At 65.6% G+C, this 25,582-nt stretch carries 19 protein-coding genes; 5 read left to right on the top strand and 14 right to left on the bottom strand.

The window, feature by feature from the left end; genetic code table 11:
• Positions 1-68: 68 nt before the first annotated feature.
• From V9K84_RS23790 to glyA, 4 genes are read right to left on the bottom strand one after another with little or no spacing between them, the layout of a single operon-like run.
• On the bottom strand, positions 69-3,086 hold the full coding sequence (locus V9K84_RS23790; protein WP_088514268.1) for a sarcosine oxidase subunit alpha: 3,018 nt from the start codon (positions 3,084-3,086) through the stop codon (positions 69-71).
• Entirely contained in the window at positions 3,083-3,412 is a 330-nt protein-coding gene (locus V9K84_RS23785) for a sarcosine oxidase subunit delta (protein WP_043863636.1), read from the bottom strand. The genes V9K84_RS23790 and V9K84_RS23785 overlap by 4 nt, the downstream gene beginning before the upstream one ends.
• Positions 3,413-3,425: 13 nt before the next feature.
• On the bottom strand, positions 3,426-4,676 hold the full coding sequence (locus V9K84_RS23780; protein ID WP_043863635.1) for a sarcosine oxidase subunit beta family protein: 1,251 nt from the start codon (positions 4,674-4,676) through the stop codon (positions 3,426-3,428).
• A 15-nt stretch (positions 4,677-4,691) separates the two neighbouring features.
• A complete protein-coding gene (gene glyA, locus V9K84_RS23775) occupies positions 4,692-5,945 on the bottom strand; it encodes a serine hydroxymethyltransferase (RefSeq protein ID WP_054916001.1) in 1,254 nt (417 codons plus the stop codon).
• A 177-nt stretch (positions 5,946-6,122) separates the two neighbouring features.
• Here glyA and V9K84_RS23770 point away from each other — a divergent pair, with 177 nt between their 5' ends.
• Positions 6,123-7,166 carry a low specificity L-threonine aldolase gene (locus V9K84_RS23770; protein WP_043863633.1) on the top strand — a complete coding sequence of 348 codons (1,044 nt, stop codon included), beginning with the start codon at positions 6,123-6,125 and terminating at the stop codon, positions 7,164-7,166.
• Positions 7,167-7,250: 84 nt separating this feature from the next.
• Here V9K84_RS23770 and V9K84_RS23765 read toward each other — a convergent pair whose 3' ends face one another.
• From V9K84_RS23765 to V9K84_RS23755, 3 genes are all read right to left on the bottom strand, one after another.
• On the bottom strand, positions 7,251-9,188 hold the full coding sequence (locus tag V9K84_RS23765) for a methyl-accepting chemotaxis protein (RefSeq protein WP_043863632.1): 1,938 nt from the start codon (positions 9,186-9,188) through the stop codon (positions 7,251-7,253).
• A 159-nt stretch (positions 9,189-9,347) separates the two neighbouring features.
• Entirely contained in the window at positions 9,348-9,650 is a 303-nt protein-coding gene (locus tag V9K84_RS23760) for a cell division protein ZapA (RefSeq protein ID WP_043863631.1), read from the bottom strand.
• Entirely contained in the window at positions 9,647-9,877 is a 231-nt protein-coding gene (locus V9K84_RS23755) for a hypothetical protein (protein WP_043863630.1), read from the bottom strand. Before V9K84_RS23755 ends, V9K84_RS23760 begins: the two co-directional genes overlap by 4 nt.
• A gap of 278 nt (positions 9,878-10,155) precedes the next feature.
• On the opposite strand from V9K84_RS23755, the gene V9K84_RS23750 reads away from it, so the two are divergent.
• From V9K84_RS23750 to V9K84_RS23740, 3 genes are all read left to right on the top strand, one after another.
• On the top strand, positions 10,156-11,781 hold the full coding sequence (locus V9K84_RS23750) for a methyl-accepting chemotaxis protein (protein WP_088514267.1): 1,626 nt from the start codon (positions 10,156-10,158) through the stop codon (positions 11,779-11,781).
• Between the two features lie 381 nt (positions 11,782-12,162).
• Positions 12,163-13,584 (top strand): cytosine permease, encoded by a 1,422-nt coding sequence (locus V9K84_RS23745; protein ID WP_043863628.1) that lies wholly within the window; start codon positions 12,163-12,165, stop codon positions 13,582-13,584.
• Positions 13,581-14,426: a nitrilase-related carbon-nitrogen hydrolase gene (locus V9K84_RS23740; protein ID WP_088514265.1), complete on the top strand. Its 846-nt coding sequence runs from the start codon at positions 13,581-13,583 to the stop codon at positions 14,424-14,426. Before V9K84_RS23745 ends, V9K84_RS23740 begins: the two co-directional genes overlap by 4 nt.
• On the opposite strand, the gene gbcB is transcribed toward V9K84_RS23740, so the two are convergent.
• Positions 14,423-15,523, bottom strand: a complete 1,101-nt coding sequence (gene gbcB, locus V9K84_RS23735) for a glycine-betaine demethylase subunit GbcB (protein ID WP_088514264.1) — start codon at positions 15,521-15,523, stop codon at positions 14,423-14,425. The genes V9K84_RS23740 and gbcB overlap by 4 nt on opposite strands.
• Before the next feature lie 282 nt (positions 15,524-15,805).
• On the opposite strand from gbcB, the gene gbcA reads away from it, so the two are divergent.
• Positions 15,806-17,098 (top strand): glycine-betaine demethylase subunit GbcA, encoded by a 1,293-nt coding sequence (gene gbcA, locus V9K84_RS23730; protein WP_043863625.1) that lies wholly within the window; start codon positions 15,806-15,808, stop codon positions 17,096-17,098.
• A 686-nt stretch (positions 17,099-17,784) separates the two neighbouring features.
• On the opposite strand, the gene V9K84_RS23725 is transcribed toward gbcA, so the two are convergent.
• The 6 genes from V9K84_RS23725 to V9K84_RS23700 all read right to left on the bottom strand — a co-directional run bounded on the left by V9K84_RS23725 (position 17,785) and on the right by V9K84_RS23700 (position 25,513).
• Complete coding sequence (locus V9K84_RS23725) at positions 17,785-18,555, bottom strand: electron transfer flavoprotein subunit beta (RefSeq protein ID WP_043860354.1); 771 nt, start codon at positions 18,553-18,555, stop codon at positions 17,785-17,787.
• A 10-nt stretch (positions 18,556-18,565) separates the two neighbouring features.
• Positions 18,566-19,786, bottom strand: coding sequence for an electron transfer flavoprotein subunit alpha/FixB family protein (locus tag V9K84_RS23720; protein ID WP_043860355.1), 1,221 nt, complete (start codon positions 19,784-19,786; stop codon positions 18,566-18,568).
• Positions 19,783-21,732 carry a dimethylglycine demethylation protein DgcB gene (gene dgcB / locus V9K84_RS23715; RefSeq protein WP_088514263.1) on the bottom strand — a complete coding sequence of 650 codons (1,950 nt, stop codon included), beginning with the start codon at positions 21,730-21,732 and terminating at the stop codon, positions 19,783-19,785. Before dgcB ends, V9K84_RS23720 begins: the two co-directional genes overlap by 4 nt.
• A 145-nt stretch (positions 21,733-21,877) precedes the next feature.
• The gene (gene dgcA, locus V9K84_RS23710; RefSeq protein ID WP_088514262.1) at positions 21,878-23,938 is read right to left on the bottom strand and encodes a dimethylglycine demethylation protein DgcA; all 2,061 of its coding nucleotides are present in this window, start codon (positions 23,936-23,938) and stop codon (positions 21,878-21,880) included.
• Positions 23,939-23,953: 15 nt separating this feature from the next.
• Positions 23,954-24,484, bottom strand: a complete 531-nt coding sequence (locus V9K84_RS23705) for a 4-vinyl reductase (protein ID WP_054916693.1) — start codon at positions 24,482-24,484, stop codon at positions 23,954-23,956.
• Positions 24,485-24,535: 51 nt separating this feature from the next.
• Positions 24,536-25,513 carry a dipeptidase gene (locus V9K84_RS23700; protein ID WP_043860376.1) on the bottom strand — a complete coding sequence of 326 codons (978 nt, stop codon included), beginning with the start codon at positions 25,511-25,513 and terminating at the stop codon, positions 24,536-24,538.
• Between the last annotated feature and the right edge of the window lie 69 nt (positions 25,514-25,582).

Here is a 25,582-nt window from a genome sequence, read left to right as displayed (position 1 = left end):
AAGCCCGCGACCCGGTTGCAACCCGGTGCGCGGTGGTCGCTTCGCCAGCAAGGCTGCTCCTGCAACCATCAGATGTTCTGCCGCTCACCCTTCGGATCAAAGAACACCGAGGCGCAGATCTCGGCCTCGATCACGCTGCCATCGGCCTGCGGCGAAAACACCCGCTCGCCCATGCGTTTGAGCCCGCCCTTGACCACCCCCATGGCAAACGAATAGCCCAGCGAGTTGCTCGCGTAGCTCGAGGTCACGTGCCCCACCATGTCCATCGGAATCGGCTGTTTGGGGTCCAGCACCAGCTGCGCGCCCTCGGGCAACCACTGGCTCGGGTCCACCGGCTTGAGCCCCACCAGCTGCTTGCGGTTCTCGCGCACGCAGTCTTCCCGGTTCATGCCGCGCCAGCCGATCCACGAGAACGGCTTGGTGCGCCCCACGCACCAACCCATGTTCAGGTCGTCCGGGGTCATCGAGCCGTCGGTGTCCTGGCCGACAATGATGAAACCCTTCTCGGCGCGCAGCACGTGCATGGTCTCGGTGCCATAGGGGGTGAGGTTGTACGGCTTGCCGGCGGCGACGATCTGCTCCAGCACGCCCATCGCGTAATTGGCCTGCACGTTCACTTCATACGACAGCTCGCCGGTGAACGAGATGCGGAACACCCGCGCCGGCACCCCGCCCACCAGGCCCTCCTTCCAGCTCATGAACGGGAAGGCGTCCCTGTCCAGGTCGATGTCGGTCACTTCAGCCAGCAGCTTGCGGCTGTTGGGCCCCGACAGGGTCAGCGTGGCCCAGTGGTCGGTGACGGAGGTGAAGTACACCTTCAGCTCTGGCCATTCGGTCTGCTGGTAGATCTCCAGCCATTGCAGCACCCGCGCCGCGCCGCCGGTGGTGGTGGTCATCAGGAAGTGGTTGTCGCCCAGGCACGCGGTCACGCCATCGTCGAAGACCATGCCGTCTTCCTTGCACATCAGGCCGTAGCGCGCCTTGCCCACGTCGAGCTTGGTCCAGGCGTTGGTGTAGATGCGGTTGAGGAACTCACGGGCGTCCGGGCCCTGGATGTCGATCTTGCCCAGGGTCGAGGCATCCAGCAGGCCGACGCTGTCGCGCACCGCCTTGCATTCGCGGGCCACCGCCGCCTGCAGGTCTTCGCCGCCGCGGGGGAAATACCACGGGCGCTTCCACTGGCCGACGTCCTCGAACTCGGCGCCGTTCTTCACATGCCAGGCATGCAGCGCGGTGAAGCGCACCGGCTCGAACAGGTGGCCGCAATGGCGCCCGGCCACCGCGCCGAAGGTCACCGGCGTGTAGTTGGGGCGAAACATGGTGGTGCCCATCTGCGCAATGCCGATGCCCAGCGAGCGTGCGGCGATCGCCAGCCCGTTGATGTTGCCCAGCTTGCCCTGGTCGGTGCCGAACCCCAGCGCGGTGTAGCGCTTGACGTGCTCCACCGACTCGAAGCCTTCGCGGGTGGCCAGTTCGATAGCGGCCGCAGTCACATCGTTCTGCTGGTCGACGAACTGCTTGGGTGCCCGCGCGGTGTTGCGGTCATGGGGCACCTGGAACAGCGCAACGGTAGGCTCCTCCGGACGCACCAGCACCTTGGGCAGAACGCCCTCCACTGCCTTGAAACCGGCCTCGGTGGCCGCACGCACGCCGCCTTCGAACCCGTCGGCCAGCGCATCGCCCAGGGCGAACACGCCATTGACGCCACCCACGCACACGCGCTTCTGCGGCGCGTCGCCGGGCACGAAGCCGAGAATGTCGTCGCGCCACAGCGGCTTGCCGCCCAGGTGCGAAGCCAGGTGCACCACCGGGCTGTAGCCGCCCGATGTCGCCACCAGGTCGCAGTCCAGCCATTCGCCGGGGCTGGTGACCTGGTGTGCGGCCACGTCGATGGCCGCCACCCGCGCTGCCGTCACATGCTTGCTGCCGCGCGCCTCGATCACCGCGCTGGAGGTGAGGATGCGAATGCCCTTGGCACGTGCCTCCTCCACCAGCGAGCCACGGGGGTTGTGCCGCGCATCGGCGACCGCGACCACCTTGAGCCCGGCGTCGTGCCAGTCCAGCGCCACGCGATAGGCGTGATCGTTGTTGGTCGACAGCACCAGCTTGCGCCCCGGCGCCACGCCATAACGGCGCACGTAGGTAGATACCGCGCCGGCGAGCATGTTGCCCGGCACATCGTTGTTGCCGTACACCAGCGGCCGCTCGTGGGCACCGGTGGCCAGCACCACACGCCCGGCGCGCACACGGTGCATGCGCTGGCGCACCTGGCCGATGGGTGCGCAGTCGCCCAGGTGATCGGTGAGGCGCTGGTGGATCGTGAGGAAGTTGTGGTCGTGGTAGCCGTTGACCGTGGCCCGCGCCAGCAAGGTGACCTCGGGCATGCCCTGCAGCTCGTCGATCACCTTGGCCACCCACTCGGCGGCGGGCTGGCCGTCGAGGGTTTCGCGGGTATCGAGCAGGCTGCCGCCGAACTCCTCCTGCTCGTCGGCCAGGATCACCCGCGCCCCGCTGCGCCCGGCTGCCAGTGCCGCAGCCAGCCCGGCGGGGCCTGCGCCCACCACCAGCACATCGCAGTGGTGGTTCATGTAGTCGTAGCTGTCCGGGTCGTTTTCCAGCGGCGAACGGCCCAGGCCCGCGGCCTTGCGGATGTACTTCTCGTAGGTCATCCAGAACGACTGCGGGTACATGAACGTCTTGTAGTAGAACCCCGGCGGCATCAGCTTGCCGCCGACCTTGCCGAGGATGCCCATCACGTCGGTGTTCACGCTGGGCCAGCCGTTGGTGCTGGTGGCCACCAGGCCGGCGTACAGCGCCTGCTGGGTAGCGCGCACGTTGGGTACCTGGGTGGCCTCGCTGGCACCGATCTGCAGGATCGCGTTGGGCTCTTCGCTGCCGGCGGCGATGATGCCGCGTGGGCGCGAGTACTTGAAGCTGCGCCCCACGATGTCGACGCCATTGGCCAGCAGCGCGGCGGCCAGGGTGTCGCCCTGGTAGCCCTGGTAGCGCTGGCCGTTGAAGGTGAAGTCGAGGACCTGGCTGCGGTCGATACGACCGCCGTTGGGCAGACGATAGCGCTGGCTCATACCTTTTCTCCCTGGCCGGTGACAGCCAGCTGCGGGACGTTTTCCTGGGCGCGCGCCTGGGGCCTGGCACCAATCGGATAGGTTTCGAGAATCTCGTAGGTCACGGTGTCGCGGGTGGCGTTGAAGTACTGGCGGCAGCCCGCGGCATGGATCCACAGCTCGTGGTGCAGGCCGCGCGGGTTGTCACGAAAGAACAGGTAGTCGCCCCACTGCTCGTCGGTGCAGGCATTCGGGTCCAGCGGGCGCGGAATGTGCGCCTGGCCGGCAGCATGGAATTCTTCCTCGGAGCGCAGTTCGCCGCAGTGGGGACAGAAGATGTGCAACATGGAGTGTCTCCTGTTAGTGGGCGACAGCGGCAGCGCCGTGCTCGTCGATCAGGGCGCCGTTATGGAAACGGTCGATGGAAAACGGCTTGGCCAGTGCATGCATCTCGCCGGTGGCCAGGCTTGCGGCGAACACGTGGCCCGAGCCCGGCGTGGCCTTGAAACCGCCAGTGCCCCAGCCGCAGTTGAAGAACATGTTCGCCACCGGGGTCTTGGAGATGATCGGGCAGGCGTCCGGGGTGGTGTCGACGATGCCGCCCCACTGGCGGTTCATGCGCACCCGCGACAGGATCGGGAACATCTCGACGATGGCCTGCAGGGTATGTTCGATCACCGGGTACGAACCGCGCTGGCCGTAGCCCACCCAGCCGTCGATGCCGGCGCCGATCACCAGGTCGCCCTTGTCCGACTGGCTGATGTAGCCGTGCACCGCGTTGGACATGATCACGCTGTCGATGATCGGCTTGAGCGGCTCGGACACCAGTGCCTGCAGCGGGTGCGACTCGATGGGCAGGCGAAACCCGGCCAGCCTTGCCATGTGCCCGGAGTTGCCGGCGGTGACCACGCCCACGCGCCGCGCACCGATGAAGCCCTTGTTGGTCTCGACGCCGACCACCGCGCCGTTTTCCTTGCGAAAGCCGATCACCTCGGTCTGCTGGATCAGGTCCACGCCCAGGGCATCGGCGGCACGCGCATAGCCCCAGGCCACGGCATCGTGACGCGCCACGCCGCCGCGGCGCTGCACGGTGGCGCCGAGAACCGGATAACGGGTGTTCCTGGAGCAGTCCAGGTGCGGAATCTCGTCGGCCACCTGCTTGCTGTTCAGCAGTTCGCCGTCCACGCCGTTGAGCCGGTTGGCGCTGACCCGGCGCTCGGAGTCGCGCATGTCCTGCAGGGTGTGGCACAGGTTGTAGACCCCGCGCTGGGAGAACATCACGTTGTAGTTGATGTCCTGGGACAACCCCTCCCAGAGCTTCATCGCGTGCTCATAGAGGTGCGCCGACTCGTCCCACAGGTAGTTGGAGCGCACGATGGTGGTGTTGCGCGCGGTGTTGCCGCCGCCCAGCCAGCCCTTCTCGACCACCGCCACATTGGTGATGCCGTGCACCTTGGCCAGGTAGTAGGCGGTGGCCAGGCCATGCCCGCCGCCGCCGACGATGACCACGTCGTAGACCTTCTTCGGGGTGGGCGTGCGCCACATGCGCTGCCAGTTCTCGTGGTGGCTGAGCGAGTGCTTGAAAAGGCCGAAGCCCGAATAGCGTTGCATGGTCTGTTACTCCACTCAGCGGTAAACCGGAAAATCCGCACACAGTGCCGACACGCTCCTGGCCACGTCGGCCTCGACATCGGCATCGCCCAGGTGGTCGAGGATGTCGCAGATCCAGCCGGCCAGCTCCGTGCACTGGGCCACCTTGAAGCCACGGCTGGTGACGGCCGGGGTGCCGATACGCAGGCCCGAGGTGACGAACGGCGACTGCGGGTCGTTGGGCACGGCGTTCTTGTTGACGGTGATGTGGGCGCGCCCCAGGGCGGCATCGGCGTCCTTGCCGGTCAGGCCCTGGCGGATCAGGCTGACCAGGAACAGGTGGTTGTCGGTGCCACCGGACACCACGTCGAAACCACGCTCGATGAACACCGCAGCCATCGCCCGGGCGTTGTCGATCACCTGTTGCTGGTAGGCCTTGAAGCCGGGCTCCAGGGCCTCCTTGAAGCACACCGCCTTGGCCGCGATCACATGCATCAGCGGGCCGCCCTGCCCGCCGGGGAACACCGCGGCGTTGAGTTTCTTTTCCAGCGCTTCGTTGGCCCTGGCCAGGATCAGCCCGCCACGCGGGCCACGCAGGGTCTTGTGGGTGGTGGTGGTGACCACGTCGGCATAGGGCAGCGGGTTGGGATACAGGCCCGCCGCGACCAGCCCGGCGACGTGGGCCATGTCGACGAACAGGTAGGCGCCGACCTTGTCGGCGATCTGGCGAAAGCGTGGGAAATCGAGGGTTTTGCTGTAGGCCGAAAACCCTGCAATGATCATCTTCGGCTGGTGCTCGACGGCCAGGCGCTCGACCTCGTCGTAGTCGATCAGGCCGGTGCGGGTATCGATGCCGTATTGCACGGCGTTGTACAGCTTACCGCTGAAACTGACCTTGGCACCGTGGGTGAGGTGGCCGCCGTGGGCCAGGCTCATGCCCAGCACGGTGTCGCCGGCCTGCAGCAGGGCCAGGTACACCGCAGCGTTGGCCTGGCTGCCGGAGTGCGGCTGGACGTTGGCATAGTCGGCGCCGAACAGCTGCCTGGCACGATCGATGGCCAGTTGCTCGACCTTGTCCACGTGCTCGCAGCCGCCGTAGTAGCGCTTGCCCGGGTAGCCTTCGGCGTACTTGTTGGTCAGGCCGCTGCCCTGGGCCTGCATCACGCGCTTGCTGGTGTAGTTTTCCGAGGCGATCAGTTCGATGTGGTCTTCCTGGCGCTGTTCCTCGGCGTTGATCGCCGCCAGCAGTGCATCGTCGTAACCCTGGATCTGGTCATGCTTGGTGAACATCGCATCTCTCCCGGCAGTGGCATGGACAGCGCCCTTTGGCTGCGATGGTAGGGCTGGCGCGGGCCGTCCAGATGCCTGCGCACGCCACGCAAAGGTGCGTTTACGACATGGCCCTTGTAGTCGGCGATTTGATAGTTGGTTTAGAGTGCTTGCCTGCGTCGACCACAGGACAGTGCAATGACAGAACAAAGCCAGCAATTTGCCAGCGACAACTATTCCGGCATCTGCCCCGAAGCCTGGGCGGCGATGGACAAGGCCAACCAGGGCCACGAACGCGCCTACGGCGACGACCAGTGGACCGCCAAGGCCTCCGACCACTTTCGCAAACTGTTCGAGACCGACTGCGAGGTGTTCTTCGCCTTCAACGGCACCGCCGCCAACTCCCTGGCCCTGTCGTCCCTTTGCCAGAGCTACCACAGCGTGATCTGCTCCGAGACCGCCCACGTCGAGACCGACGAATGCGGCGCGCCGGAGTTCTTCTCCAACGGCTCCAAGCTGCTCACCGCCCGCAGCGAAAACGGCAAGCTCACGCCCGAGTCCATCCGCGAAGTGGCGCTCAAGCGCCAGGACATCCACTACCCCAAGCCACGCGTGGTGACCATCACCCAGGCCACCGAAGTGGGCAGCGTGTATCGGCCCGAAGAGCTCAAGGCGATCAGCGCCACCTGCAAGGAGCTGGGCCTGAACCTGCACATGGACGGCGCACGCTTCAGCAATGCCTGCGCGTTCCTGGGCTGCTCGCCGGCCGAACTGACCTGGAAGGCCGGCATCGACGTGCTGTGCTTTGGCGGCACCAAGAACGGCATGGCGGTGGGCGAGGCGATCCTGTTCTTCAACCGCAAGCTGGCCGAAGACTTCGACTACCGCTGCAAGCAGGCCGGGCAGCTGGCGTCGAAGATGCGCTTTCTGTCGGCGCCGTGGGTTGGGTTGCTCGAAGACGGTGCGTGGCTGCGCCATGCGCAGCACGCCAACCACTGCGCGCAGTTGCTAAGCGGGCTGGTGGCGGACATCCCGGCGGTGCAGTTGATGTTCCCGGTAGAAGCCAACGGGGTGTTTCTGCAGATGCCGGAGCCGGCACTGGAAGCGCTGCGCGCCAAGGGCTGGCGGTTCTACACCTTCATCGGCAGCGGCGGCGCACGGTTCATGTGCTCGTGGGACACCGACGAGGCACGGGTGCGCGAACTGGCGGCGGATATTCGTGCGGTAACGCTGGGTCGCTGATGGCCCCTTCGCCGGCAAGGCCGGCTCCTACAGACACCGCCAACCTGTAGGAGCCGGCCTTGCCGGCGAAGCAATCACCCTGATCTAGAGCCTGAACCCACCCATCTGCCGCGCCAGGTCATCAGCCAGCCCGCGCAACGCCTGGCAATCCACCCGACACGCCTCCACCTGCGCCACCGTCTGGCGCGCCAGGTCGGAAATCCCCTGCACGTTGCGGTTGATCTCCTCGGTCACCGCCGACTGCTCCTCGGTGGCCGTGGCCACCTGCAGGTTCATGTCGGTGATGTGCTCCACCTGCCCGGTAATGGTGGTCAACGACGCTCCGGTCTGCTGGCTCGACGCCACGCCGGTGCCGGTCGCCGCCTGCCCCGCCTGCATCGACGCCACCGCGCTGCCCGCCCCCTGCTTGAGGCGCTGGATCATCTGCTGCACCTCGTCGGTGGACACCTGGGTGCGCTGGGCCAGGGTACGTACCTCGTCGGCCACCACAGCGAAGCCACGGCCCATCTCCCCGGCCCGCGCCGCCTCGATCGCCGCGTTCAACGCCAGCAGGTTGGTCTGCTCGGAAATGCTGCGGATCACCGCCAGCACCTCGTCGATGGACGCCACCTCCTGCGCCAGTTGGCCAACCGCACTGGCCGCCACGCCGATCTCGCCCGACATGCCTTCGATGTGCGCAATCGAGCGCTGCACCACCTCGCGCGCCTGCAACGCTTCGGTGCGCGCGGTCTGCGAGGCGTGCGCGGCCTGGCCGGCATTCTGCGCGATGTCCTGCACGGTGAGGCCCATCTGGTGCACGGCGGTGGCCACCATCTCGGTCATCTCCTGCTGGCGATGGGAGCGCCCGGCGGTGTCCTCCACCACCGCGCTCACCTGCCCCACGGCGCTGCGCAGGTGCTCGGTGGTGCGCAGCACCTCGCCGATCAGGTCGCGTTGGCTGTCCAGAAACCGGTTGAAACCCCGGGCCAGGTCGCCCAGTTCATCGGCCCGCGACTCGTCCAGGCGCTGGGTCAGGTCGCCACCGCCCTGGGCAATCGCGGTCAGCGCACCGGTCACCCGGCGCAGCGGGCGCACGATGCCGCGCGCCAGCCATACCACCAGCAGCAGCGACAGCAACGCCACCGCCGCGCCGATCAGGCTGGTGAGCCACACGGCCTGGTTCACCTGGGCGTAGATCTGCGCCTCGGGCACCTCGGCCACCAGGGTCCAGTTCAGGTCGCGCAGCGGCAGGCTCAGGGCCAGGTAGGTCTCGCCATCGCGCTCGAAGCGGCTCTGCTGCAGGCCCTCGTGCGGGGTCAACGCACGCTGGGCGGCGCCTTCGCCGATCTGCTCGGCCAACTGGCGCTTGCCGCTGAACTCGGACTGCGGGTGCACCTGGATCAGGCCATCGCCGCGCACCAGGAACACCCGGCCGCGCTCACCGAAACTGAAGTCGTGGATCAGTTGGGACAACTCGGTCATGCGCAGGCCCAGCCCGGCAATGCCCACCAGCTGGCCGGCTTTTTCCACCCGAAAGTCGATGAACAGCGCCAGGTCGCCACTGCTGATGTCCGTGTCGATATTGAGCAGGCGCGGCTTGCCACTGTCGATGAACCCGAAGAACCACGAGTCCTTCGGGTTGTCGCGGCTCAAGGTGCGGTCCAGCCCGCCCTGGTTGTAGTAGTGATTGCTGCGCGTGGCGGCGAACAGCGCGGTGAACGCCTGGTTGTGCACACGCACCGACTCCAGGTACTCGACGAACGCACCGGCCTGTTCGGGGGGCTCCCCCGCTGCCAGCCAGTCGCGCAACAGGGTGTTGTTGGCAATGTCGGCCGCCGCCGTCAGAGGCCGGCCCAACATGCGCTCGATATCGTTGCGCATGGCCTCGATGCTCGCCGGCAGCGCCGTCTCCACCAGGTAGCGCTCGGTCAGTCGATTGACCGCCACGGTGTAGATACCAACCACGATCAGAATGCTCGCCACCAGGGCCGCGCCCATGCTTGCGATCAATTGCCACTGGATACTGCGCCGCCAGAACTGCATGAATTTCCCCTGAGTTAAACCAGCCGTGTACCGCGAACACCAGGCCAATTGTATACAACAGAAAATACAATGCTAGCAGTCAGCCACACTCGGGCCGCTCACTGCCCCCAGGGGTCAGTGAGCCAGCACAGTAAAGAGGGAATGCACGCGAGGGGGAAATCAGCTGTTGCCGATTGTCCGGGCAATGACGTCGACCGTGGCGCTGACTTGCTCTTGATAACGGTCGAGGGCTTCCTGATGTGCCTGTTGCAGTTCGATCTGCTGCGAGCACAGGTTCAGGGCGGCCAGCACCAGCAACTTGTCGCCGATCAGCGACGGGTACTTGCGCTTGGTATCGGCCAGGGAGGCCTTGAGCATCTGCACCGCCTGCGCCAGGGTCTGCTCCTGACCTTCAGGGGCCTTGATCGAATAGTCATTGCCCATTATCGACACGACATTGATCGACTGCGCGGTGGTCTTCATGCGGTAACGGCGCCGCCACCGGCACGTTCAACCAGCGCCTGGATACGCGCGGCGGTTGCACCTTGCTTCTCTTCCTGCTCCATCAGGCTCAGTTGCAGGCTTTCGTTCTCGTCCTTGGCCTGGGCCAGTTCGTCGCTCAGCTGCGCGTTGCGCTCGGCCAGGTCGAGGTTCTTCTGCACCAGGTCGTTGACCAGTTGCTCCAGTTGACTCAGGGATGTTTCCAGCATGATTGCGTTCTCACGGTTTTTCAGGGGGCGCACACGATAAAGAAATCTCACCGCACTCGCCAGGGATATCGGGGCCAGAGCCTCGACCGGGTGCAGATTGACCCGTCGATCGCGATCCGGTTCCTGCCCTTGGTCGGCTACGTTCATGAAGAAAATGACCGGCGGCTCATATTTAGTTACATAACCCCTCAAGTCTGCCCCGCCCCTACCGATAGGCAATATGAAGTGCCAATGACGCATGGACCGCGCGCTCTCCTTTTTCCTTGCCGGATAAAACCATGTCATTACGTAACATGAACATCGCCCCGCGCGCGCTCTTGGGGTTTTCGCTGATCGGCGCCCTGATGCTTGCATTGGGCATCTTTGCCCTCAACCAGATGGGGCAGATACGCAAGGCCGGCGAAGCCATCGAACAGATCAGCGTGCCCAGCATCACCAACCTCGACCAGCTCACCCAACTCACCCTGCGCCTGCGCACGCTGTCCTACCGCCTGCTGCTCAACCGCGAAGCCGCCACCCTTCAGGACACCGTGCAACTGCTGGCCAAGCGCAATGCCCAGATCGACGAAGCGCGCCGGGCCTACGAGCCACTGATCGAAGGCGACGAGGAACGGGGCGCGTACAACCAGTACGTGCAGCTGCTCAACCAGTACCGACAGCTCGAAAACCGCATGGAAAGCCTGTCGCAGGCCGGTGATGTGGAAGCACTGCGCAGCCTGATCAACCACGACCTGCTCGACAACTCCGAGCAGATCAGCGCAGTCACCGATCGCCTGGTCAAGATCAACACCGATCAGACCCGTGTGACCAACCAGACCGCCGCCACGCAATACGACACGGCCTTCACCCTGGTGATCGTGCTGCTGGTGGCCGCCACCGCACTGACCCTGCTGTGCGCGCTGCTGCTCACCCGCAGCATCGTCAAGCCGATCGACGAAGCGCTGCAGGCGGCCGAGCTGATCGCCGATGGCAACCTGACCAAACCGATCAACACCACCGGTACCGACGAAGCGGCGCGCCTGCTGCACGCCATGGGCAAGATGCAGCACAAGCTGCGCGACACCCTGCAGCAGATTGCCGGCTCCGCCACCCAGCTGGCCTCGGCGGCCGAAGAGCTGAATGCAGTCACCGACGAAAGCGCACGCGGCCTGCAGCAGCAGAACAACGAGATCCAGCAGGCCGCCACTGCCGTCACCGAGATGACCAGCGCGGTGGAAGAAGTGGCACGCAACGCGGTGAGCACATCCGAGGCGTCCAAGCAGGCCACCCGTTCGGCCGGCGACGGTCGCGACCTGGTCATGGAGACCGTCAGCGCCATCGAGCGCATGAGTGCCGACGTGCAAGGTACTGCCGAGCTGATCGGCAACCTGGCCGGCGAGTCGCGTGACATCGGCAAGGTGCTCGATGTGATCCGCGGCCTGGCCGACCAGACCAACCTGCTGGCCCTCAACGCCGCCATCGAGGCGGCGCGTGCCGGTGAAGCCGGGCGCGGCTTCGCCGTGGTCGCCGACGAAGTGCGCGCCCTGGCCCACCGGACCCAGCAGTCGACCAGCGAAATCGAGCGCATGATCGGCAGCATCCAGGGCGGTACCGAACAGGCGGTGAACTCGATGCGCCACAGCACCGAACGCGCCGAGTCGACCCTGAGCATCGCCCGCGGCGCCGGCCTGTCGCTGGAGACCATCACCACCGCGGTGGCCGAAATCAACGAACGCAACCTGGTGATCGCCAGCGCCGCCGAAGAGCAGGCCCAGGTGGCCCGCGAAGTGGACCGCAACCTGGTGAACATCAACGACCTGTCGGTGCAGTCGGCCACCGGGGCGCACCAGACCAGCGCCGCAAGTGCCGAACTGTCTCGCCTGGCGGTGGGCCTGAACGGCCTGGTCGCACGCTTCAGCGTGTAGGTCGCCACCGGGCCCCGGCGCAGTGCGCGCCGGGCGCCCGGCTTTTTCGATCGGCCCCCGCTCGCCGTCGAAAACACTATCTCGTCAGACTTATCTAAAGTTGCTCGCAAACTATTCCTAATATTAAGTAGGAATATTCACTGCACTTTAACTTCGGCATCAAAAACCTCACGCCGCACGATAACTTTTCGCAATAACCTCCCCGCATTGCAGACTGGCATAAATACCAGTTTACAAATCAGAATGGCTCTACATCGGACATTACAGACACTTTCAGGCAAGTAGCTGCGCGCTCGCTTAAAGTGTGTCGTTGTTCCGTTAGTTGCAGCTTCATCTAACCTCATCAGCATTGAAACTTTCGCCCGAATGCCTGGGAACGCCATGAACAATGCGGCACCTGCACCTGAAACGTCAGGCCTGAAGATAGAAACCCGTACCATCCACCCGGTGCCCCTCGACGAGCGTCACGGCAAGGCCTGGCACCTGGGCCCCTTCTGGTTCACCGGCAACTTCGTACTCACCACCATGGTCACCGGCTTCGTCGGGCCCGCCCTGGGTCTGGCCGCCTGGCAGGCGGTGCTGGCGATCCTGCTCGGGGTGGCCCTGGGCACCCTGTGCATGGCCCTGCATGCCAACCAGGGCCCGCGCCTTGGCCTGCCACAGATGATCCAGTCCCGTGCCCAGTTCGGCCTGCGAGGCGCCGTGCTGCCGTTCATGGCGGTGGTGTGCGTGTACATCGGCTTCAACGTTTTCAACGTGATCCTGGCCACCGATGCGCTGACCACTGTGCTGCCGGGCAGCGATGCCTTCTGGTACGCACTGCTGATCGCGGTGGCCGTGGTGATCGCCGTGGTCGGGCACGACCTGCTGCACACCGTGCAGCGCTGGCTCACCTACCTGCTGATCGGCGTGTTCGGCCTGCTCACCCTGGCAGCGCTGCTGTTGCTGGAGGCCGACACCGTTCAGCGCCAGCTGCAGTTTTCCTGGTCGGGCTTTCTCATCCAGCTGTCGGCCGCCGCCGGCTACCAGATCAGCTACTCGGTGTATGTCTCGGACTACTCGCGCTACCTGCCGCCCAGCACCTCGGCGCGCAAGGTGGTGCTGTGGACCTATCTGGGCGCCGCGGGCTCTGCGGTGTGGCTGATGTCGCTGGGCGCACTGGTAGCCTCGGCAGTGGTGGCGCCCGAAGCCATCAGCAGCCTGCAGCACCTGGGCAACCGCTTCCTGCCCGGCTTCGGCACCTTCGCGATCCTGATGGCGGTGCCGGCGCTGGTGGGCATCATGGCCGTCAACTGCTACGGCGCGCTGCTGACCGGCATCAGCGCGATCACCGCGTTTCGCCCGCTGGCGCCGGGGCTGGCCGGGCGCGCCCTGGGCCTGGGCGGCATTGGCGCGGTGGTGTACCTCACCGCCATCGCGTTGCCCGACAGCTACCTCGACAGCTTCAACCTGTTCCTGCAACTGATGCTGTATGTACTGGTGCCCTGGAGCGCAATCAACCTCACCGACTACTACCTGTTGCGCAAAGGCAACTACGTGATCCCGGCCATGTTCGACCCGGCGGGCGAATACGGCCAGTGGGCCTGGCCCGGCATCCTGGCCTACCTGGGGGGGCTGCTGGCGATGCTGCCCTTCGTGTCGCTGGCCGGCGTGCAAGGGCCGGTAGCGGTGGCGTTGTCCGGCGCCGACCTGGCCTTCGTTCCCGGCTTCATCGTTTCGGCCCTGCTGTACTGGCTCCTGATGCGCCACCTGCCCGGCACCCCGCCGCCCCCGGTCGCCGAGCGCAAGGCGCCGCAGCCATGACCCCATCCCCGCAAACCGTGCGTGTCGGGTGCTACCAGCTGGCGCCGGCCATTGCCAATCCAAGCTACAACCTCGACCGTACCCGGGTGGCCATCGCCGAGGCCGCCGAGCGCGGCGCGCAACTGCTGGTACTGCCCGAGCTGGCGCAGAGCGGCTACGCGTTCCACGATCGCGAAGAGGCCCACGCGCTGTCCGAGCCCCGTGACGGGCCGACCCTCGAGGCCTGGGCCCGGCAGGCCGCCAAGTACCAGATCATCGTGGTGGGCGGCTTCTGCGAGCGCCTGCCCGACGGCCAGGTGGCCAACAGCTCGGTGCTGATCGAGCCCGACGGCCGACGCACCTTCTACCGCAAGGCCCACCTGTGGGACCGCGAAACGCAGATCTTCACCCCCGGCAGCGAGCCGCCGCCGGTGGTGGACACCCACCTGGGGCGCATCGGCATGATGATCTGCTACGACCTGGAGTTTCCCGAATGGGTGCGCCTGGCGGCGCTGCGCGGTGCCCAGCTGCTGTGCGCACCGGTGAACTGGCCGGACACCTCCCGGCCCGGCTTCCAGCGCCCGGCCGAGGTCATCCGGGTTCAGGCCAGCGCCTCGGTGAACCGGCTGTTCGTCATTGCCTGCGACCGCTGTGGCGAGGAGCGCGGGGTTGGCTGGGTGGGCGGTTCGACCCTCACCGATGCCGACGGCTATGTGCTCAAGGGCGGCAAGCGTGTCGGCAAGAAGCAGCTGCTGCTGGCCGACATCAGGCTGGGCCAGGCACTGGACAAGCAGATCAGCGACCACAACCACGTGCTGGCCGACCGGCGCCCTGCGCTGTACCACGAGCTGCTGCGCGACTAGAACTCGATGCGCACGTCACCACGCGGCACGCTGCAGCACGACAGGATATAGCCTTCGGCCTCGTCGTCCTCGGTGATGCCGCCGTTGTGCTCCATGTCCACCTCGCCACCCAGCTTGAGCACCTTGCAGGTGCCGCAGATACCCATGCCGCAGGCCTTGGGGATCATCAGCCCGAGCTTGGCGGCTGCCGCATGCACCGTCTCGCCCGGCGCCACGCGGATGCTCTTGCCGCTGGCGGTGAACTCCACCTGGTGCTGGTCGGCCACGACCACTTCGGCGGCCTCGGCGGCCTGCTCGGCGTTCTCTACCGCATCGGCCTTGGCCTCGGGCGGCGTGGCGCCAAACGACTCCTCATGGTAGCGCTGCATGTCATAGCCGCTGGCTTCGAGCATGCGCTTGACCGCGTTCATGTAGGGCGTGGGCCCGCAGCAGAAGATCTCGCGTTCCAGGTAATCGGGCGCGATCAGCTCCATCAGCTTCTGGTTCAGGTAGCCGCGATAACCGGCCCATGCCTCGCCCAGGCCATGCTTCTCGCAGATGATGTGCAGGCTGAAGTTGTCGATCCGCGAGGCCATGTGCTCCAGCTCGCGGTGGTAGATGATGTCCTTGGGCGAACGCGCGCTGTGCACGAACACCATGTCGACATTGGCATTGGTGTCATAGAACCAGCGCGCCATGGATATCACCGGGGTGATGCCCACCCCGCCGCTCAGGTACAGCACCCTGGGGCTGGGGAAGTCCATCGCGTTGAACAACCCCACCGGCCCGTGCACGGCCAGCTCCTGGCCTTCATGCAGGGTGTCGTGCAGCCAGTTGGAAACCTTGCCGCCGGGTACGCGCTTGATGGTCACCGAAAAGCTGTAGGGCACCGAGGGCGAGCTGGAGATGGTGTACGAGCGCATGATCGGCTGACCGTCGATTTCCAGCTCCAGGGTCACGAACTGCCCCGGCTTGAAGAAGAACAGGATCGGCTGGTCGGCCATGAAGCAGAAGGTGCGCACATCCCAGGTTTCCTGAATGACCTTGACGCAGCGCACGGTATGCCGGCCGTTGGCCCAGGTCTGAGTGGTCACCGGGTTGAGGAAGTTGTTCGACATGCTCGTCTCCGCGGCCGATCGGGGCCTGTTATGGCGACGATGATGCGCAAGGTGCAGGCGGCGCACATTCCTGTTCGCGACATCGGCGTACTTATCGCGACCAGCCCCCGCCCACAAGGGCTCGCGCGTCGGGAACGGATCTGGCCATGTCGCCCATGGGCATGGTTGCCGGCGCGGGCGAACGCACACTCCATCGCACATCAACCTGCTGTCTGAGCCCTGCGTCGCCACACGAACGATTAGCCACTTTCGCGGCCCGCACGGGCCATGAGGACCTGAACGATGGACGTCACCGCAACCTTGAGCCTGGGCGACCCACTGGACGCTGCACGCAAGGCCACCGCCGACATGCTGCAGACCCGCGAGCGCACCTTCTCGCTGCCGCAACCCTTCTACACCGATGAGCGGTTGTTCCAGATCGACATGCAGGAGATTTTCCACAAGGAATGGCTGATTGCAGGCATGACCTGCGAGATCCCGGCCAAGGGCAACTACCTGACCCTGCAGATCGGCAAGAACCCGATCATCGTGATCCGCGGTGCCGAGGGCAAGGTGCATGCCTTCCACAACGTGTGCCGCCACCGTGGCTCGCGCCTGTGTACCAGCGACAAGGGCAAGGTGGCCAAGCTGGTGTGCCACTACCACCAGTGGACCTACGAGCTGGATGGGCGGCTGCTGTTCGCCGGCACCGAGATGGGCGACGACTTCGACATGCAGCAGTACGGTCTCAAGCCGGTGAACGTGAAGACCGCCGGTGGCTACATCTTCGTCAGCCTGGCCGACAACCCGCCAGCCATCGATGACTTCCTCGCCACCCTGGCCCATTACATGGAGCCCTACGACATGGAGAACACCAAGGTGGCGGTGCAGACCACCCTGATGGAAAAGGCCAACTGGAAGCTGGTGCTGGAGAACAATCGCGAGTGCTACCACTGCAACGCCTCGCACCCGGAGCTGCTCAAGACCCTGCTCGAATGGGACGACGTCACCGACCCGCGCGCCGACCAGGCGTTCAAGGATCACGTGGCGGCCAGCGCTGCGGCGTGGGACGCGGAGAAGATCCCCTATGCGCATGCCAGCTTCGGCCTGCGCAACCGTATCGTGCGCATGCCCCTGCTCAAGGGCACGCTGTCGATGACCCTGGACGGCAAGCTGGGCTGCCAGAAACTGATGGGGCGCATCCAGAACCCCGACCTGGGCTCGATGCGCATCCTGCACCTGCCGCATTCGTGGAACCACTGCATGGGTGATCACATCATCGTGTTCACGGTATGGCCGATCAGTGCCCAGGAGAGCATGGTCACCACCAAGTGGCTGGTGCACAAGGATGCGGTTGAGGGCGTGGACTACGACCCGGCGCGCATGCGCCAGGTGTGGGACGCGACCAACGACCAGGACCGGCGCCTGGCCGAAGAGAACCAGCGCGGCATCAACTCGACGGCGTATCAGCCGGGGCCGTATTCGAAAACCTACGAGTTTGGCGTGGTGAATTTCGTGGACTGGTACAGCGAGCGGATGCTGAGCAACCTGGGCGCGGCCCCGGCGCCGTATCTGAAGGGGGTGGCGGCACAGTAGTCCCATTCGCCGGCAAGGCCGGCTCCTACGCATCAACTGTAGGAGCCGGCCTTGCCGGCGAAGAACCCCATACAATCTGTACAAATTTTGACCAACACCCGCAAACCCCAGCCCCTACTGCCCCATACCTACTCCACCAACACTTTATCCACAGCCACACCCACAGCAATTGTGGGCAACCCTTGTGGAAAACTTCCGCCCAGCGCCCTTCAATCCACAGCGTGTAATAGATCAAAAAGTGATCAAATCTCTGTAAGCCTTTGAATACGTGGCCCACAGCACTGCACGAACACCTTATCCACAAAGCCGCCAACAGACTTTGTGTGCAAGTAGCCCTCTTTGCAAAACCCATGTGGATAAACCGCCGAAACCCCCGATTTTCGCTGCCGCGTGAGTATTTCGTGGTGGATTGACGAGGTTTTGTGCGTTTTTTGATCAAATAGCTGAACACCTTTAACCACGTGGCCTGCAGCCATGTCCGAACAGATTATCCACAGAGCCGCCAACAAGGATTGTGAGCAAAACTGCCGTCTCGCTGGACGACGGGCATGAAAAAACCGCGAAAAATTCGCGGCGTGTATTGATCACTATTTGAACAATAGCCTGCAGGCCACGGTTGACGTGGCCTGCAGCCATAGGCAAACACTTTATCCACAGAACCGCCAACAGACTTTGTGCACAACCCTTCAGCGCAGCACACCCTCCTCCACCAACAGCTTCAGGATCGCCTCGGCGCCTTCGCTCGGGGTCACGCCCTTGAGTACCTGTCCACCGCCGCCACTGGCCTTCGCCGTGGCGGCTTTCATGCGGTCGGCACCGCTCTTGGCCTTGATTACCTTGAGGCGTTTGGGCCGGGGTCTGGCCGGCTGCAATACAGCATCTGTGAATAACTCGTCCTCCACCACCGCCACCTCATGGGCCGCCAACAGCCCGCGTTGCGCCGGCCCATAGGCGCTCTGGCGCGGCACCGGCGCGGCGTTATCCACAGTGGCGAGCATCGGCAGGCGCACGCTCAGGCGGCGCCGCTGCCCCCGTGGCAGGGCCTGCAGCACCTGGGCCACGCCATTGTGGATGGATTCCACCTGCGCCAGCCCCACCACCAGCGGCCAACCCAGGCGCTCGGCCAGCAGAAACGGCAGCATGCCCGAGCCTTCGCCGGTTTCGGCCTGGCTGCCGCTCAGCACCAACTGTGCCCCCGCCTCGCGCAGGTAGTCACCGAGCACGCCCAGCACATCGGCGCCTGCGGGCTGCTGCAACACGTCCAGCTGCGCCAGCCCCATGCCCAGGTACGCGCGCAGCGCAGGCTCGTGCGGGTCGCCGGCATGCAGCACCTGCAGGTTATCCCCAGCCAGTTGCAACCCCAGTTCCACAGCCCGCGCATCCTGTTCGGCGCGGCGCATGCGCCCCGAGGTGGGGTGGGCGCCGATCGAGACCAGGCTGATGACCTTGGTGTTCATGAATGCCCCCTCAGGCCGCATCGCGCCGGGCGCTGTTGCGATAGTTGTCCACAGCCTCGATCAGCGCCTGCAAAATTGCCGCGCTGTCGCCGATGACCGCCAGGTCGGCACGCTTGATCATGTCGCAGCCGGGGTCCAGGTTGATCGCCACCACCTTGTCGCAGGCACCGATGCCCTGCAGATGCTGGATCGCCCCGGAGATACCCACAGCCACATACACCCGCGCCGTGACCCAGGTACCGGTGGCCCCCACCTGGCGATTGCGCGGCATGAAGCCATCGTCCACCGCCACCCGCGAGGCCCCTTCGGTGGCCCCCAGCGCGGCGGTGGCCCTGTGGAAAAGTGCCCAGTCCTTGACCCCGTTGCCGCCCGACAGGATGAATTCGGCCTCGGCCATGGCGATGGTGGCCGGGTCCACCGGCACCGGTCCGAGGTCTTCGATACGCGCCAGGCTGCGCGCCGCGCCTGTGGACAACTCCACCGGCAGGGCTTCATGGCGGGTTTCGCTGACCGGCTCGGCACATTCGGCCGCCGCCAGGATCAGGCGCGCCAGCCCGCGTACCAGGTCCTGCTGGCCAGCCCCGGCGCGCCCGCTGCACAGTCCGTCCTTGACCTGCCACACCCGCGTGGCCGGGCGCTCGCCCAGCGCCGCGGCAAGGCGCCGGCCCAGCTCGCCGCCACCGCTGCGGCTGTCGGGCAGCAGCCAGTGGCGCGGGTTGAACTGGTTATCCACAGCCCGCAGGCCCTGCACCCGCTGCTCCGGTGCATAACCTGCGAACGCGTCACCGTCGATCTGCAGCAGGCGGTCGACGCCGAACGTGCCGAAGGCGGTTTCCTTGTGCTCGCCAAACACCACTGCCAGCACCGCGCCGTCGCTGCCGGCCAGGCCGTGGGCCAGCCCGAGCACATCCCGGTCGTGGCTGCTCAGGCGCCCGCCGACCATGTCCGGCACCACCACGATGTAGAACGCCGGCAACGGCACCTGATGCAGCGGCACCAGCACCTCGGCGGCGGCGCTGCGCTTGCTCGTAGCGCCCTGGCTGGCGCCGCTGCGATCGATGCGCTTGATCCCATTGGGGCCGATGAAGCCCACCGCATGCGGGTTCTTGCGCAGCACGCCATTGGGCCCCATCCACTGCGTCTGTTGGGCCTGCATGGCTGCGTGCAGCGGGTGCAGACGGTTGCGTGCAATCCACTCGGCACGCGGGTCACGCCGGATGATGTCGCTCATGGGTCCACCTGCGCAGGTTCTGGTTGGCTTGCTACCGGCGTGCTGGCAACCGTCGCTTCACGCAGCGCGTCGGCCACCAGCTCGGCCAGGTCCTTGATCTGCGGGCGTGGTTCGACCACGCCTTCGAGCATCGCGGTGCACTGCGGGCAGCCCACGGCCACCACCTCGGCGGCGGTCTCGCGGATGTCCTGCATGCGCATGTCGGGAATGCGCTGCTTGCCCGGAATGTCGGTGATCGGCGCACCGCCACCGCCGCCGCAGCAACGCGAGCGAAAGCCGGAGCGCGCCATCTCGCGCACCTCGATGCCCAGCGCGCGCAGCACCTGGCGCGGCGCCTCGTACTCGCCGTTGTAGCGGCCCAGGTAGCACGGGTCGTGATAGGTCACGCTGGCGCCCTTGTGCGGCGCCAGGTCGAGGCGGCCGGCGGCGATCAACTCGGCGATGAAGCTGCTGTGATGCTGCACCTGGTAGTGACCGCCCAGCGCGCCGTATTCGTTCTTCAGTACATGGAAGCTGTGCGGGTCGCAGGTGACGATGCGCGTGAAGCGGTACTGCGCCAGGGTCCGGATATTGCGCCGGGCCAGTTGCTGGAAGGTGGCCTCGTCGCCCAGCCGGCGGGCGACGTCGCCGCTGTCGCGTTCCTCCAGGCCGAGCACGGCAAAGCCTACATTGGCCGCCCTGAGCACCTTGACGAAGGCGCGCAGGGTGCGCTGGTTGCGCATGTCGAAGGCGCCGTCACCCACCCACAACAGCACGTCGGTGCCGTGCACCTCGCCCAGCACCTCGAGGTCGAGGTCGGCGGCCCAGTTCATGCGCCCGCCCGGGGCGAAGCCGCCGGGGTTGTCGGTGGAGATCAGGTTGTCCAGCACCTCGGCGCCCTTGTTCGGCGTGGCGCCTTTTTCCAGGGTCAGGTGACGACGCATGTCGACGATCGCATCCACGTGCTCGATCATCATCGGGCACTCTTCCACGCACGCCCGACAGGTGGTGCACGACCACAGCGTGTCGGCATCCACCAGGCCGTCGACGATCGGCTGGTGCGGGTTGCCGCCGTGTTCGCCGAGCGGTTTGCCGGGGTACGGGCTGCCGGCAAACTTCGCATCGGTGCCACCCGCCAGGCCCACCACCATGTCCTGGATGAGTTTTTTCGGGTTCAGTGGCTGGCCGGCGGCGAACGCCGGGCACGCGGCCTCGCATTTGCCGCATTGCACGCAGGCGTCGAAGCCAAGCAACTGGTTCCAGGTGAAGTCCCTGGGTTTTTCCACACCCAGCGGTGCACTCGGGTCTTGCAGATCCAGCGGCTTGAGCCCGGTGGAGCGTCCGCCGCCGAAGCGTTCGGCGCGCCGGTGCCAGGCCAGGTGCAGGGCACCGGCGAAGGCGTGCTTCATCGGCCCGCCCCAGGTCATGCCGAAAAACAGCTCGCTCACACCCCACAGCACGCCCAGCCCGAGCAAGGCCACCAGCACCCAGCCACCGGTACCTTCGGGCAGGATGCCGGCTACCGGCAGGGTGGCGATGAAGAAGCTGGCGGAAAACACCAGCAGGCTTTTCGGCAGGCGCATCCAGGGGCCTCTGGACAGGCGCGCGGGCGGGTTCAGCCGGCGCCTGTAGACGAACAGCGCACCGCCGAACATCAAGGCGGTGGCCACCAGCAGGGCGTAGCCGAGGAGGCGGTTGTGCAGGCCGAAACCGTGCACCAGGATCGCCAGTACGGCGGCCAGCACGAAGCCGCCGGCGGTGGCGACGTGGGTGTTGGCCATGTACCTGTCGCGGGCGACCACATGGTGCAGGTCGACCATGTACCGGCGTGGCATGGCCAGCAGGCCCTTGAGCAGCTCGACCCGCGATGGCCGGCCTTGGCGCCACATCCGCACGCGCCGCAGCGCGCCGAGCACGGCCAGGCCGAGGGCGGCGAACAGCAGCAGGGGTAGCAGGGTGTTCAACATGGGAAGCTCCCGACTGGGCACATCGCACATCTGCCTGTAGGAGCCGGCGTTGCCGGCGAATGCAACGACACAGTGTCATGTCGATTGCGCGGTGGCCGCTTCGCCAGCAAGGCTGGCTCCTACAGAAAGAAAGGGCAGTGAACGCTCAGAAATCCTTGCACAGGCGCAAGGCGTCGTAGATCGCCGCATGGGTGTTGCGCTGCGCCACGCAATCGCCGATCCGGTACAGCAGGTACCCCTCCCCCGGCTGGCTCAATATCGGCTGCGGCTCAATCGCGAACAGCGCCTCCACATCGATCTGGCCCTTGTTGCGCGAGCCCTCCTTGAGCGCGTAGTACAGGGTCTCGTCGGGGCGCACACCGTTCTCGATCACCACCTGGTCGACCACCCGCTCCTCCCGTGCCCCGGTGTATTCGTTCTCCAGCACTGCCACCAGCTTGTCGCCCTCGCGGTAGACCTTCTCCAGCATCAGGTCACCGGTCATGATCACTTCCTTGGGGTACATGCTGCGGTAGTAGGTGGGGAACGAGGTGCCGCCAATCGCCACCCCCGGCTTGATGTCGTCGGTGACGATCTCCACCTGGCTGCCCTTGTCGGCCAGAAAATCCGCCACCGACATGCCGGTGAATTCGCAGATGGTGTCGTACACCAGCGTGGTCTTGCCCGGCGCCACCGTGCCGTCGAGCACGTCCCAGCTGCTGACCACCAGACCCTCGGCCGCGCCCCAGTGCTCGTTCTGCTCGATGAACGGGTGCCCGCCCACCGCCAGCACCACCACGTCGGGGCGCAGGTCCATGAGGGTGTCGACGTCCGCCGCCGTACCCAGGCGCAGGTCGACCTTCAACCGCGCCAGCTCCAGCTGGTACCAGCGCGTGATGCCGGCGATCTGGTCGCGTTGCGGAGCCTTGGCGGCGATGCTGATCTGCCCGCCGATAGCCTCCTTCTTCTCGAACAGGGTCACGTCATGCCCGCGCTCGGCCGCCACCCGCGCCGCCTCCATGCCGGCCGGGCCGGCACCGACCACCACCACCTTGCGTCTGGGGCCGGTGGATTTCTCGATGATGTGCGGCACGCCCATGTATTCCCGCGAGGTAGCGGCGTTCTGGATGCACAGCACGTCCAGGCCCTGGTACTGGCGGTCGATGCAGTAGTTGGCGCCCACGCACTGCTTGATCTGGTCGATCTGGCCCATCTTGATCTTGGCGATCAGGTGCGGGTCGGCGATGTGCGCGCGGGTCATGCCGACCATGTCCACGTAGCCGCCCTCCAGAATGCGCGTGGCCTGGTTGGGGTCCTTGATGTTCTGCGCGTGCATCACCGGCACGCTCACCACCTCCTTGATGCCCGCCGCCAAGTGCAGGAACGGCTCGGGCGGGAAGCTCATGTTGGGGATCACGTTGGCCAGGGTGTTGTGGGTGTCGCAGCCCGAGCCGATCACGCCGAAGAAGTCCAGCATGCCGGTGGCGTCGTAGTACCTGGCGATCTCCTTCATGTCCTCGTGGCTGAGGCCGTCGGGGTGGAACTCGTCGCCGCAGATGCGCATGCCCACGCAGAAGTCGGGGCCGACTTCCTCGCGCACCGCCTTGAGCACTTCCAGGCCGAAGCGCATGCGGTTCTCGAAGCTGCCGCCCCATTCATCGGTGCGCTTGTTGACCCGCGGGCTCCAGAACTGGTCGATCATGTGCTGGTGCACTGCCGACAGTTCCACACCGTCCAGCCCGCCTTCCTTGGCGCGGCGCGCGGCCTGCGCGTAGTTGCCGATCACGCGCCAGATCTCCTCCGGCTCGATGGTCTTGCAGGTGGCGCGGTGCACCGGTTCGCGGATGCCCGAGGGCGACATCAGGGTCGGCCAGTGATAGCCGTCCCAGCGCGAGCGCCGGCCCATGTGGGTAATCTGGATCATGATCTTGGCGCCGTGCTTGTGCATCGCGTCGGCCAGGTTCTGGAAGTGCGGGATGATGCGGTCGGTGGCCAGGTTGACCGAGGCCCACCACTGCTGCGGGCTGTCGATGGCCACTACCGACGAACCGCCGCAGATGGCCAGGCCGATGCCGCCCTTGGCCTTCTCTTCGTAGTACTTCACGTAGCGCTCGGTGGTCATGCCGCCGTCGGTGGCGTACACCTCGGCGTGTGCGGTGCTCAGTACCCGGTTGCGGATGGTCAGCTTGCCGATCTGCAGCGGCTGGAACATTGCTTCGAAAGCCATGGCGGGTTCCTCGACTTACAGGGGCTTGACGATGAACAGGCCGTCGTCGTGGCCGTGTTCCGAACCGCCGTAGACCTGCTCGGCGACCGTGCGAAGGGGGCTGCCGCGGGCCGCCAGGATCTGGTCCATGGCGCCGGCGAACCAGCCGGTGAACATGTAGTCGACCTTGCGCCCGACCTTGCCGTACACATAGACGAAGGCCGAGTGTTCGAGCCTGACGCTGGCGGTACCCCTGTCGAGGTCGATGTCCTGGATCGTGAACAGCCCCCAGCCGCGTTGCGACAGGCGCTTCATGTAGTGCTCGAACACCGCCACGCCTTGCAGGCCGTGGCATTCGGCCTCCTTCTCGCACCAGTGCCAGGCCGACTTGTAGCCGGCCTTGTACAGAATCTCGGCGTAGGCGTCGGCGCCCAGCACCTCTTCGATGCCCATGTGGTTGTTGACGAAGAAATGCCGCGGCACGTACAGCATCGGCAGCGCGTCGCTGGTCCACACACCGGTTTCGCTGTCGACTTCGATGGGCAATTGCGGGGCGATCTTGGCCATGGAAACTGAACTCCATAAAAGAAAAAGGATGCGGCTGGGTGAGGCGTGGGGTTACTCGCCCCAGACGTCTTTCAGGACATTGACCCAGTTCTCGCCCATGATCTTGCGCACCACCCGCTCGGGGTGGCCGCGCTTGAGCAGGGTTTCGGTGAGGTTGGGAAATTCGCCCACGGTGCGGATGCCCAGCGGGTTGATGATCTTGCCGAAGCTGGTGAGGCGGCGCGCATAGCCCTTGTCGTGGGTCAGGTACTCGAAGAAGTCCTGGCCGTGGCCCTGGGTGAAGTCGGTGCCGATGCCGATGGCGTCTTCACCCACCAGGTTCATGGTGTATTCGATGGCCTCGGCGTAGTCGTCGATGGTCGCGTCGATACCCTTGGCCAGAAACGGCGCGAACATGGTTACGCCGACAAAGCCGCCATGGTCGGCGATGAACTTCAATTCGGCATCGGACTTGTTGCGCGGGTGCTCCTTGAGCCCGGAGGGCAGGCAGTGGGAATAGCACACCGGCTTTTTCGATTCGAGGATGACTTCCTCGCTGGTTCGGGAGCCGACGTGGGACAGGTCGCACATGACCCCCACGCGGTTCATCTCGGCGACGATTTCGCGACCGAAGCCGGACAACCCGCCGTCGCGCTCATAGCAGCCGGTACCCACCAGGTTCTGGGTGTTGTAGCACATCTGCACGATGCCCACGCCCAGCTGCTTGAAGATCTCCACGTAGCCGAGCTGGTCCTCGAAGGCATGGGCGTTCTGGAAGCCGAAGAGGATGCCGGTCTTGCCCTGCTCCTTGGCCTTGCGGATGTCGGCGGTGGTGCGTACCGGCAGTACCAGGTCGCTGTTTTCGCGAATCAGCTTCTGGCTGGCGACGATGCTGTTGATGGTGGCCTGAAAGCCCTCCCACACCGAGACAGTGCAGTTGGCGGCAGTGAGGCCGCCCTTGCGCATGTCCTCGAACAGCTCGCGGTTCCACTTGGCGATGATCAGCCCGTCGATAACGATGCTGTCTGCGTGCAATTCGGCCGGGCTCATCAGGCTGTCCCCTTGTATGACGTTGCGGCGCCGAATCGTCTGCCGGCGCTTTGGGGCCAGCATATGCCT

It is taken from the genome of Pseudomonas sp. AE27 (genome assembly GCF_037113495.1).
Classification (GTDB): Bacteria; Pseudomonadota; Gammaproteobacteria; order Pseudomonadales; family Pseudomonadaceae; genus Aquipseudomonas; species Aquipseudomonas palmensis.
The sequence above is the reverse complement of the archived record's forward strand: the minus strand, read 5'-3'. Positions and strand labels throughout refer to the sequence as shown.

Excerpts from the sequence above, each read along its gene's own strand:
- V9K84_RS23790 (WP_088514268.1), bottom strand. The coding sequence starts at position 3,086 with ATGAGCCAGCGCTATCGTCTGCCCAACGGCGGTCGTATCGACCGCAGC.
- V9K84_RS23785 (WP_043863636.1), bottom strand. The coding sequence starts at position 3,412 with ATGTTGCACATCTTCTGTCCCCACTGCGGCGAACTGCGCTCCGAGGAA.
- V9K84_RS23780 (WP_043863635.1), bottom strand. The coding sequence starts at position 4,676 with ATGCAACGCTATTCGGGCTTCGGCCTTTTCAAGCACTCGCTCAGCCAC.
- glyA (WP_054916001.1), bottom strand. The coding sequence starts at position 5,945 with ATGTTCACCAAGCATGACCAGATCCAGGGTTACGACGATGCACTGCTG.
- V9K84_RS23770 (WP_043863633.1), top strand. The coding sequence starts at position 6,123 with ATGACAGAACAAAGCCAGCAATTTGCCAGCGACAACTATTCCGGCATC.
- V9K84_RS23765 (WP_043863632.1), bottom strand. The coding sequence starts at position 9,188 with ATGCAGTTCTGGCGGCGCAGTATCCAGTGGCAATTGATCGCAAGCATG.
- V9K84_RS23760 (WP_043863631.1), bottom strand. The coding sequence starts at position 9,650 with ATGAAGACCACCGCGCAGTCGATCAATGTCGTGTCGATAATGGGCAAT.
- V9K84_RS23755 (WP_043863630.1), bottom strand. The coding sequence starts at position 9,877 with ATGCTGGAAACATCCCTGAGTCAACTGGAGCAACTGGTCAACGACCTG.
- V9K84_RS23750 (WP_088514267.1), top strand. The coding sequence starts at position 10,156 with ATGTCATTACGTAACATGAACATCGCCCCGCGCGCGCTCTTGGGGTTT.
- V9K84_RS23745 (WP_043863628.1), top strand. The coding sequence starts at position 12,163 with ATGAACAATGCGGCACCTGCACCTGAAACGTCAGGCCTGAAGATAGAA.
- V9K84_RS23740 (WP_088514265.1), top strand. The coding sequence starts at position 13,581 with ATGACCCCATCCCCGCAAACCGTGCGTGTCGGGTGCTACCAGCTGGCG.
- gbcB (WP_088514264.1), bottom strand. The coding sequence starts at position 15,523 with ATGTCGAACAACTTCCTCAACCCGGTGACCACTCAGACCTGGGCCAAC.
- gbcA (WP_043863625.1), top strand. The coding sequence starts at position 15,806 with ATGGACGTCACCGCAACCTTGAGCCTGGGCGACCCACTGGACGCTGCA.
- V9K84_RS23725 (WP_043860354.1), bottom strand. The coding sequence starts at position 18,555 with ATGAACACCAAGGTCATCAGCCTGGTCTCGATCGGCGCCCACCCCACC.
- V9K84_RS23720 (WP_043860355.1), bottom strand. The coding sequence starts at position 19,786 with ATGAGCGACATCATCCGGCGTGACCCGCGTGCCGAGTGGATTGCACGC.
- dgcB (WP_088514263.1), bottom strand. The coding sequence starts at position 21,732 with ATGTTGAACACCCTGCTACCCCTGCTGCTGTTCGCCGCCCTCGGCCTG.
- dgcA (WP_088514262.1), bottom strand. The coding sequence starts at position 23,938 with ATGGCTTTCGAAGCAATGTTCCAGCCGCTGCAGATCGGCAAGCTGACC.
- V9K84_RS23705 (WP_054916693.1), bottom strand. The coding sequence starts at position 24,484 with ATGGCCAAGATCGCCCCGCAATTGCCCATCGAAGTCGACAGCGAAACC.
- V9K84_RS23700 (WP_043860376.1), bottom strand. The coding sequence starts at position 25,513 with ATGAGCCCGGCCGAATTGCACGCAGACAGCATCGTTATCGACGGGCTG.